Origin of the sequence: Nostoc sp. (genome assembly GCF_036918245.1) — a bacterium.
GTDB lineage: Bacteria > Cyanobacteriota > Cyanobacteriia > Cyanobacteriales > Nostocaceae > Nostoc.
Genome location: NZ_JBALEF010000069.1, coordinates 20,904 through 31,060, shown reverse-complemented (window position 1 = coordinate 31,060; position 10,157 = coordinate 20,904). Strand labels below are relative to the sequence as shown.

Annotated in this window: 7 protein-coding genes and 1 tRNA gene; 6 read left to right on the top strand and 2 right to left on the bottom strand. The window is 42.1% G+C overall.

Going from position 1 to position 10,157, the window contains the following annotated elements; translation table 11 throughout:
* Positions 1–146: 146 nt before the first annotated feature.
* Positions 147–1,766, bottom strand: a complete 1,620-nt coding sequence (locus V7L12_RS18755) for an iron uptake porin (RefSeq protein ID WP_335086467.1) — start codon at positions 1,764–1,766, stop codon at positions 147–149.
* Positions 1,767–2,170: 404 nt separating this feature from the next.
* On the opposite strand from V7L12_RS18755, the gene V7L12_RS18750 reads away from it, so the two are divergent.
* The 5 genes from V7L12_RS18750 to V7L12_RS18730 all read left to right on the top strand — a co-directional run bounded on the left by V7L12_RS18750 (position 2,171) and on the right by V7L12_RS18730 (position 5,709).
* Positions 2,171–3,112, top strand: coding sequence for a metal ABC transporter substrate-binding protein (locus V7L12_RS18750; protein WP_442947898.1), 942 nt, complete (start codon positions 2,171–2,173; stop codon positions 3,110–3,112).
* Positions 3,113–3,239: 127 nt separating this feature from the next.
* Entirely contained in the window at positions 3,240–4,016 is a 777-nt protein-coding gene (locus tag V7L12_RS18745) for a metal ABC transporter ATP-binding protein (protein ID WP_335086463.1), read from the top strand.
* An 11-nt stretch (positions 4,017–4,027) separates the two neighbouring features.
* On the top strand, positions 4,028–4,897 hold the full coding sequence (locus V7L12_RS18740) for a metal ABC transporter permease (protein WP_335086461.1): 870 nt from the start codon (positions 4,028–4,030) through the stop codon (positions 4,895–4,897).
* Between the two features lie 74 nt (positions 4,898–4,971).
* Positions 4,972–5,044: transfer RNA gene (locus V7L12_RS18735), tRNA-Phe, on the top strand.
* A 278-nt stretch (positions 5,045–5,322) separates the two neighbouring features.
* Positions 5,323–5,709, top strand: a complete 387-nt coding sequence (locus V7L12_RS18730) for a hypothetical protein (RefSeq protein WP_334866878.1) — start codon at positions 5,323–5,325, stop codon at positions 5,707–5,709.
* 33 nt (positions 5,710–5,742) lie between these two features.
* Here the strand turns inward: V7L12_RS18730 and V7L12_RS18725 are convergent, their stop codons facing one another.
* The gene (locus tag V7L12_RS18725) at positions 5,743–7,062 is read right to left on the bottom strand and encodes a lipid-A-disaccharide synthase (protein ID WP_335086459.1); all 1,320 of its coding nucleotides are present in this window, start codon (positions 7,060–7,062) and stop codon (positions 5,743–5,745) included.
* A gap of 670 nt (positions 7,063–7,732) precedes the next feature.
* Between V7L12_RS18725 and V7L12_RS18720 the strand changes: the two genes are divergently transcribed.
* Positions 7,733–10,117: a hybrid sensor histidine kinase/response regulator gene (locus V7L12_RS18720; protein ID WP_335086457.1), complete on the top strand. Its 2,385-nt coding sequence runs from the start codon at positions 7,733–7,735 to the stop codon at positions 10,115–10,117.
* Positions 10,118–10,157 lie beyond the last annotated feature (40 nt).

The following is a 10,157-nucleotide window of genomic DNA, read 5'->3' as shown; positions in this document are numbered from 1 at the left end:
GTGAGGTTGCTGGAATACGCCATTAGTATTGGATTTTACATGCTGAGGAGTACCTTAATTCAAAACCTGATAAGATGTCAAATGGGTTCTATACAAAAAGAAGACGCAAATTTATCCTTTGCGTCTTCTTTTAAGATTTTAAAAAATTAGAAACTGAATGTGGTTCTCAATGCACCAATAACAACATCATCATTATTGTCGTTGTGATCTGGAGATGTTAACCAGATGACTCCAGGAGTAATGGTGATATTCTCACTCAGCTTATACTGATAGAAAGCCTCAAGATGATAAGATGTATCAGGATCGCTATCCAACCCTGCGATGTCAGAACTTGTCACTTTCGGCTCCATACCAGCAATGATCCCTGCTAAGTTACCTTTTTTACCGAGGTCAGGGAAGCCAAGAGTGACAGCATAGTTCCAAATATCAACGTCTCCACGGGTTCCTCTCAAGCTTTGGCTGTTGGTATATCCAATCCAACCACCCAAAACGATGTTATCAGTGATGCCAATGGATGCTTCGACACCGTAAGAATTACTGGAAAATCCTACTTGCTCTTCTGGTAAACCCTGGATAGCTGCTATATCCTGAAAAGTGGCGGCATTGCTACCTGTGAGTAGTGGTTGGTTGTAGGAATTGATGTAAGTGAAACCGATAGAAATGCGATCGCTTGGTTTAACCGTTAGCTGCGCCAACGCCCCGTAAGAACCATTAAACAAACCATTATTGGGCGTAGGGTCATTAGCTGTACCACTCAAATACCCTAGACTCAGTGCCAATTTATCACTGAACTCGTGCGTTACTGCCAACCCCGCGCCATTTATCTGGCCATAAATTGGGTTGCGTGTACCAAAGGTGGACAAAGCACCAAAGGAGCCATCACCGTCAAAGAGATTGACAGTACTGGTAATATCATCTGCTGCCGCTGCGTTGGCAAGAGCAGTAACCTCTGTTCTTTCACCCAGAGGGAATTTGTAATACAAGGCATCTATAAAAGCATTAGTGGTACCATCACCAGCAAAGAATAAGTTACCTTCTGGTGTACCAATGTTAGGGCTGAGAATATTATCAGCCTGGATTCTGGTGAACAGCGTATCTTTTCCTGTAAAGCTGGTCACTAATTCTATCCGCGCCCGTAACCCTAAAGTTGTATTCTTATCTGTAATTTCCGCACCGTTGACTGTATTTCCTGACAAAACATCGCTGACGACTGCGATAACTTCTCCTTGCAGTTTGGTTGTGGTTGAAAACCGATTCGCCTCCAATTCAGCACTGCGTACTTCTACTGCATCCACACGACCTCGGAGTGTCGCCAGTTCTGCGGAAAAATCTTTTTGCAGCTTTTGTAATGTGGCTAAATCTTGTTTGTTAACTAAATCGCCAGTGGCTGTAGCAATAAGTTCGTTAACGCGATCGAGACAAGCATTCAAACCAGCAGCAAACTCATATCGCGTTAATGCCCGATTACCCCGATAAGTGCTATTTGGGTATCCTGCAATACAGCCATAGCGCTCAACCAAAGACTGCAATGCTTGGAATGCCCAATCAGTGGGTTGTACATCAGAAAATTGAGACACGGAGGTAACTTGTCCCATTCTCTGATCTGGCGCGATGTTCGTAGCTCTTGCATCTGGATTAGCTAAAACTTGCGGTTGATTGATTTCAGACTTACCCGATGTTTCACCTGCAAATGTAGCAGTATTCACAAATAGCATGACACCACAGACTGCTGGACTAAATAGCAGATATTTACAGAATTTTTGCATTTCTCTCCTCACACTGATCTCCAATTCATACCCAAACCACGTTTTTTTTAACGGGTCTTTTATGAGAATATTTGTCAGCAATCTTATCAGAAGTAAGCCACCTTTTTAACAGAAAAGTCAAGAAATCCTAATTATTCAGGGAAAACTAAATTGCAGAGGGCTGTACCTTCTGAAAAAGTTTTGTTGTTACTCATTACACAGCAAACCCAGAATGATATTATGTACTAAAAATGAGAATGAGAATTATTATAGGATAAAATTTAGAATACTTCCCATTGTCAATAGCAATGATGACAAAGGTAAAGCAAGCATCCTTTTGAAGGAGAAATATTGTGATTGTAAATAGCAGAGAAATTAGAACAGGTAGGCAAAGAAGCGGCATCTTGCCCATAATTGCTCTGCTAATGTTGTCGATGGCTACTGGGTGTAGCCAATCGAATCCAAATCAGGGAACAACTTCCGAACAGTCGCCGCGAGCACAGGAAGCTGCTTCTACCCCACAAGCACAGTCGGGAAAAACTAAAGTAGTAGCGACATTTTTGCCGATATATTTGTTTACTAAGGCAGTAGCTGGGGATGTGGCAGATGTAGAAATTCTAGTGCCACCTGGTACGGAGGTACATGAATACCAAGCGACACCAGCAAATGTCAAAGCGATCGCTACTGCTAAGGTGTTAGTAAAAAATGGTTTAGGCTTGGAGGAATTTCTGGAAGGTACTGTCAAAAATGCTCAAAATCCCCAATTAACTGAAATTGATGCTAGTAAAGGTATTAAACCCTTAAATGAAATTTCACCCGTCGTAAAAACGACGCCAGATGAAAAAGACCACGAACATAGTCAGGGTAATCCTCACGTTTGGTTAGATCCAGTTTTGGCAAAACAGCAGGTAACAAATATTCGAGATGGATTAATTGCTGCCGACCCTTCTAACAAAGCTACTTACGAAGCAAATGCTACAGCTTATATTAAAGAATTAGAAACTTTAAACAGCGAATTTCAGCAAACTTTGCAGAAAAATCCCAGTTGCACCTTTATTACCTTTCATGATGCGTTTCCATATTTAGCCAAACGCTATAACCTCAAGCAAGTTGCAGTGGTGCAAATTCCCGAAGATCAACTTTCCCCAACAGATGTCCAAAATGCCGTCAACGCTGTGAAAAAATACAAAGTTAAAGCTTTATTTAGCGAACCAGGAGTAGATAATAAACTGCTAAACAGCCTATCTAAAGACTTGAAATTAAATTTGCGTACTCTGGATTCTCTAGAAACTGGCGAAACAGATCCACAGCATTATTTCAAGGCAATGAAAGCTAATTTGCAAACTTTGGAAACATCGTGTAAATAGATTTGTCATTTGTCAGTTGTCCTTTGTCCTTTGCAAATGACCAATGACCAATGACCAATGACTAATGACCAATGACCAATGACCAATGACCAATGACCAATGACCAATGACCAATGACCAATGACCAATGACTAATGACATTCCTATTTTGAAAGTAGAAGGATTAACTGTCTATCAAGGCAGCTACCTAGCTGTTCGAGATGTTTCGTTTGAATTATTGCCAGGAACAGATACAGCTATTGTTGGCCCCAATGGTGCTGGTAAAAGTACCCTGGTAAAGGCGGTTTTAGATTTGATACCTCGAAGTGCTGGGACGATTGAAATATTGGGTCGTCCAATTGCCAGACTTGGGGATTTACGCCACACGTTGGGCTATATGCCACAAAACTTCATTTTTGACCGTAGCTTTCCTATTTCTGTCAGCGAATTGGTGGGACTGGGATGGACTAAGGAAAGGAAAAGAAAGAATTCATTTTTCTCTAAGTTGTGGAAACAAGACCAGGAAAAATCGGCAGCGGTAACAGAAGCTTTACGGCGAACTGATGCTTATCATTTACAGCATCAAGCTATTGGTACTCTTAGTGGCGGTCAACTCAAGCGGGTTTTATTGGCTTATTGTTTGGTAATGCCTCGCAAACTCTTAGTACTAGATGAAGCCTTTGCTGGTGTTGATGTGCAAGGCGCAGCAGATTTTTACGCTTTGCTCAATGAATTAAAGCGAGAGGAAGATTGGACAGTATTACAAGTTTCTCACGATATTGATATGGTTAATCGGCATTGCGATCGCGTGCTTTGCCTGAACCAAAGCATTGTTTGTACTGGTAAGCCAGAAATTGCTCTTTCACCGCAAAACCTGTTAGCAACCTACGGCCCAGGTTTCAGTCGCTACCAGCACCAACATTAATGCTTATAAGTATGAATTTCTTCAATAATTATCAGATAACTTGGTTAGCGATCGCTAGTAGTAATGACTTGCTAGAGTTGTTACAACTTCCTTCGATACAGCGTGCGATCGTCGGTGCTGCCTTGATGGGAATACTAGGCGGGATGTTGGGTAGTTTTGTCACCTTGCGCCAGTTGTCATTTTTCAGCCACGCGGTAGGTCATGCAGCATTAGTAGGTGTGGCGTTAGGTGTGCTGCTACAAATAAATCCTACTTGGATGCTGTTACCTTTTACCTTAGTTTTTGGAGTTATTGTCCTCTACTTTATCGACAAAACCGACTTAGCTAGCGATAGCATACTTAGCATCGTGCTATCTGGAGCATTAGCGATCGGTTTAATTCTCACGAGCCTAATTAAAGGATATCGTGGCAACTTGATGGCTGTACTGTTCGGGGATATTCTAGCGATCGACACTACAGATTTGATTTTGACGCTGCTAGTCCTTGTCGGAGGTAGCATATTTTTACTATCAACTCTGCGACAGCAAATTTTATTGACCCTTAACCCCGATGTTGCCCAAGTTCAAGGCGTTCCCGTCCAATTGTACCGCTACGCCTTTGTGGTTTTGCTTTCCCTCGCCGTTGCTGTCGCGATTAAAGCTGTTGGTGTTTTATTGGTGAACGCTTTTTTGGTCATTCCCGCCTCCACCGCCAAACTGATGAGTCACCACTTTAGCCGCTTTCTAGTCATGTCGGTGATAGTTGGTTCCATCAGCAGCATTGCTGGCATCATTGTCTCAGGTATTTTCAATCTGGCTTCTGGGCCAAGTATTGTTCTTGTCCAATTTCTACTATTTGTAGCCGTTTTCATCTGGTTTAAGTTCAGTTTGAAAGCTGCATAACTATTTTTCTCCAAAGACTTGCTATATTCTTTTATCTTTGCTACATTAAGTAATCGTGGCTCACAAAAGCCCCCGCCGGGATAGCTCAGTTGGTAGAGCAGAGGACTGAAAATCCTCGTGTCACCGGTTCAAGTCCGGTTCCTGGCACTCTCTTAAACCCCTTGAAATCTAATAATTTCAAGGGGTTTGTGGTTTGTAGGTACTAGCTTATATAGAAAAACTGTTGTAGCTTTGACTAAAATCCAGGGCATTTTTTGACACCTTTAGATAGAGAATGGGTGTAAAACTGGTGTAAACAAGCTAAGAAGCGGGAGATTTTGTAGGTAGTTGAAATCTTGTTAACCTTTATGCTTAAAATTGCACAAGAGGTTTATTTAGCATCTACTCACAGCTAAAGTTGACCCTTTGCAGGACTACCCCAAGCAATGCTGACTGAAATTTTGCCTTTCCGTTTTGAGTTAGACACGATCGCGATCGCAGGTGCGAGTTTGTGGTCATTGGCGCTATATCTAGGTTTTTCCAGAGTCAATGAATGGGTAATCGAGCAGCTCAATCGCTGGTTTAACTTTGCCGAGCGATCGCTTTACACCAGCCAGTCAGAGTTTGAAAAGACTCGTAAAGCCAGAGAATCCCAAAATGCTTTCTACGCCTCACTGTTTAGCATTGTGCCTTTTTTGGTAGTCGGCACTTTATGTAACTGGGGTCTGGAAATTAGTTTAGGCGAGAGTTGGGGAATTAGTACAGGTATATTAGCCTGTATGGGTGCTGGCATTTATGAACTTGGGCGCAGGGATGGAGAATCTTCAGATTAAGCCAGAGTAAAAATGAGGGAGATGTTGCTCCCATTACTCCCTCATCTCTCCCGACTTCCCAATTTCCTCACCAACAATCTGTGCTATCTTCTGAGCTGCACCGCTTTCACCACGAATATTACGGAGTTTAGCGCGCATATCATCCAATTTTTCTGGATTCGCCAAAAAGTTTAAAACCATTTCCCCAATTTCTTGCGGTTGAATTTTACCCATAAGTTCTGGGACTATCTCTTCCTGTGCCCAGATATTTGGCCATGCTAATAAACCTTTGTGTCTCACAAATCTCAGAAATGACCAGTTAATCACCTTAGCAAAGGGCGTACCGACTACTGGCAGATTTGCCAACAATCCAGGTAAACCATCCCAAGAACGCATAGCGTCAAGTTGCTGCGTTGGTAGTAAAACAATCATTGGCACTCCTAAAGCACCAAGTTCGGCAGTGTTTGCCCCCACCGTAGTCAAGCAGATGCAGCACTGGGATAATAAGTGATATGCAGGGTTTTCTTGCCACAGTTCCACAATTAAGCCCGTTGCTGTTTTGAGCAATGCCTTGCCTTTGGTATCCTCTAGGACAATTAAGGAAGCACCGCCAAAGCCAAAGGTTTCAGCAATAGAGTTCTTTTGGGGATCGGCAAAACTAGCTAAAGTTGGTAAATCCAAAGTTGGGGCTACAGGAATCACAAATTTAGTTTGGGGTCTTTTTGCATGAACGTATTCGGCAATAGCTAAACATAATGGTACTCCTTGGGCTAATTTTGCTGCTTTAGATCCAGGGAGTAAACCAATGATTGGGGAGTGGGGAAGGTGGGGCCTCCTCTGGGGATAAGGGGTAATAGGGAGTAGGGAGTAGGGAGTGCTGACTTGTTCTTGTGCTTCTAGCATTAAATCACCGACAACGGTGAATTTGTGAGCATATTTTGCTGGGACTTTGGCTGTCACTTCGGGTTTCATCACGCCAAAGCGATCGATCCAGTAATGCCATCTGGCTTCCCATTCGGCGTAAACTACTGTGCGATATCCAAGCTTTTTGCCTATAATCACTGGAAAAATTTGATCGCCGCCCAAAAAAACGATAACACCGCAACTTCTCCAATCCCAATTTTCAAATGTTTTGCCCCAAAGCAAAAATTGCCAAAAATGTTCTGCTCCCTGAACTCTATCTACTTCTGCGTAAGAAAGAGCGATCGCTGCTTCTTTACCACTGGCATTTGAGCAAGGTGATAATACCACAGAAATCCTTACTAAAGAATGGTCATCTCCTAATTCTTGCCGCAACGCCTTTACTACTGGACGCACCCAGGTTGTTACTTCACCTGGGCCATTTGAAAGGATCAGAATATCTACTTGAGTCATTAGTCAAAAGGCAAATGTTACCTAATTAGTTCTTATGTTATAGGTATATACTGTAACTTGTTCGTGATATTTGATAACCTCTTTCACATTAAATTTGCATAGAGTCAGCAGTCATTTAATCGCCACTACTGTCACCTATATCACGACTATTAGCTGTCACGTGCCTTTAGTTGATGTTACCAAATAATCCCGATTTTTTGATTTTCAAGACCTGTTTTACTGGATAAAAATTGACCATTTTCAGAGCCTAAAACCTCAGTAACCTTGTCTACTTTATCAAGGAAAATATAGCGATAAAGTTGATTATTCTATTTGCTCTAAAATATATATATTTGAACTTATACCATTTCACGAAATACTTGATACAAATGATTTGTCTCTAACTCTTTCCCCCTGCTCCCTGCTCCCCTGCTGCCTATTTGTATCAATTTGAAAGTGAAATGGTATTACCCGGTGGTAAGCCTATACGTCCTTCCCAATACAGGTCTTTAAAGGATGGTTAGCAAAGTTTAGGGTATTGACAATCGCAGCTATGGGTAACAATCATAGCTGCGATTATTAATAATTTTTTGGGCAATCTAAAATATAGCCCTTTTTTTTGCTTACCAAACCCATTGTTTAGAGTGTGAACCCTGTGATCAAAGGCAATTCCAGCCCATCCGACACCAAAATGCATTCCTCGCGCAATTTGCTGATCCGATTTATTCTTGGCGGCACTACTCTTATTGTGAGTATTTCTGCTTATTTTAGCTATCAAGCTGCTCGGAAAATAACGCTAGAAGACTTGAGAGGAAAAGCTTTTTTAGAGGTAAAAATAGGGGTTGATGAAATTGAGGAGTGGTTACATGTCCGCAAAGTAGAGGTGCAAACCCTTGCTCATACTTCAACTGTACGCTCCTTAGACTGGTCTATCACAGAACCCTATTTAAAGTCAGAAGTTGAGCGGATCGATGAATTTTTCTTTTTCCTAATAGCTACCCCGGATGGTTCGTATTTTAATACTAAGGTTGGTCGGTCAAATAAGAATATTAAGGATCGAGACTACTTTCAAAAAGCATTAGCCGGAAAAAGTAACATTTCCGATCCCTTTATCAGTCGTTCCACAGGCATTCCTTTAATTGCGATCGCCACTCCAATCTGGTCAAATTCTCCTACCAATCGTTCACCGATTGGGGTTTTCCACGGCAATGTTAAAGTCGATCGCATTGCTAAGGTGGTCAACTCGTTGCGCTACGGCAAGAACAGCTATGCATTCGCCCTCAATTCCCAAGGAGAAGCGATCGTCCATCCCAACTCAACCTTAATGTCAACGGTAGAAAAACCTGCACCCAGCCTGCTGAAAATTCCAGATCGTAATTTAAATGCGATCGCGCAGCGAATGGTAAACAAACAACAGGGAATTCAGTTGATGGAAATTGACGGCACCAAAAAGTATGTTGCTTATGTACCGTTGCGAGAAGCTAATTGGTCTGTAGCTTTGGTAATTCCGCGCCAAAATATTGAATCTCGGCTACAATTCCTCGATCTGATCGCTCTAATTGTGGGCGGATTGACCGTGACGATGATCGCTGTCTTGTGGCAGGTACAAGCGTTTGAACAAGCTCAACTGAAAAAATCTAAAGCAGCGGCTGATACCGCAAACCGGGCTAAGAGCGAATTTTTAGCCAACATGAGCCATGAACTGCGAACGCCCTTGAATGGTATTTTGGGTTGTGCTCAAATTTTGCTGCGTTCCAAAGGTTTGCCGGAGCCAGAGCAATACCATGTAAACATCATTGAACAGTGTGGCTCTCATCTGCTGACTTTAATTAATGACATTTTGGATCTTTCCAAAATTGAAGCGCGAAAACTAGAACTGCATCCTCAAGATGTGCATTTTCCATCTTTTTTACAGGGAATTGGGGAAATTTGCCAGATTCGGGCAGAACAAAAAGGCATTTTATTTGTCTATGAACCCGCAAGCAACTTACCCACAGGGGTTCATGTCGATGTCAAAAGGTTACGTCAGGTTCTCTTGAATCTGCTGGGAAATGCGATTAAATTTACTGATGAGGGTAAGGTTAATTTCAAGGTTGAGGTAGTCGATCAACTGACTGCTGATGGGCAGACAGAGAAATATCGCATTCACTTTAGTGTAAAAGACACAGGAATTGGCATAACTCCAACTCAATTGGACAACATTTTTTTGCCATTTGAACAAGTAGGTGAGAAAAAGCATCAGATAGAAGGGACAGGACTAGGTTTAGCTATTACTCGGCAGTTGGTGCAGATGATGGGTAGCTATATCCAGGTTAAAAGTGAGATTGGTGAGGGTAGTACTTTCTGGTTTGAAATTGCGATCGCCCAAGCTAGCGAATGGGTGCAGTCTGCTATGGCTGCATCCAAGGGACAAATCATTGGCTTTGCAGGTAGCCCCCGCACCATCTTGATGGTGGACGATCGCTGGGAGAATCGCACAGTAATTACAAACTTATTACAACCACTGGGTTTCAATGTGATTGAAGCTAATAACGGTAAAGATGGTTTAGAAAAAGCGATCGCCCTGAAACCAGACCTGGTGATTACAGATTTGCTCATGCCAGAAATGGATGGGTTTGAATTGATTAAATACCTGCGTCATACCCCAGATATCCAGGATGTCAAGATTATCGTCTCTTCCGCTAGTGTTTTTGAAGCCGACCAACATCGCAGTCTGCAAGCAGGAGGTGACACCTTTTTGAGTAAACCGGTACAGGCAGATAAATTACTGCATCAATTAGAGTGCCATTTAGGTTTGACATGGATTTACCAGCAGTCTGAGGAACAAAAAATCAATTCTTCGGCTACAACACTTGATAATTCATCAGATAAATTGACTCCTCCTTCCCCTGATGTATTGCGGGAACTGATGAATTTAGCTAGTAAAGGTAACTTCAATGACATTCTAAAATGGGCAGATAGACTAGAGGAAACAGACACAAAATTCGCTTCCTTTGCTAACCAATTGCGGCAGTTAGCGAGGCAGTTTGACGAAGATTTAATCCTCAACTTTTTGAGCGAAAAAGAAAAGGATTAATTTCCCTAAATCTATTTATGGGGATTGTAATGCGTGAATT

Bases quoted from the DNA above. Each gene is read 5' to 3' on its own strand.
- V7L12_RS18755 (WP_335086467.1), bottom strand. From the start codon at position 1,766: ATGCAAAAATTCTGTAAATATCTGCTATTTAGTCCAGCAGTCTGTGGT.
- V7L12_RS18730 (WP_334866878.1), top strand. From the start codon at position 5,323: ATGCTGACTGAAATTTTGCCTTTCCGTTTTGAGTTAGACACGATCGCG.
- V7L12_RS18750 (WP_442947898.1), top strand. From the start codon at position 2,171: ATGTTGTCGATGGCTACTGGGTGTAGCCAATCGAATCCAAATCAGGGA.
- V7L12_RS18720 (WP_335086457.1), top strand. From the start codon at position 7,733: ATGCATTCCTCGCGCAATTTGCTGATCCGATTTATTCTTGGCGGCACT.
- V7L12_RS18725 (WP_335086459.1), bottom strand. From the start codon at position 7,062: ATGACTCAAGTAGATATTCTGATCCTTTCAAATGGCCCAGGTGAAGTA.
- V7L12_RS18745 (WP_335086463.1), top strand. From the start codon at position 3,240: ATGACTAATGACATTCCTATTTTGAAAGTAGAAGGATTAACTGTCTAT.
- V7L12_RS18740 (WP_335086461.1), top strand. From the start codon at position 4,028: ATGAATTTCTTCAATAATTATCAGATAACTTGGTTAGCGATCGCTAGT.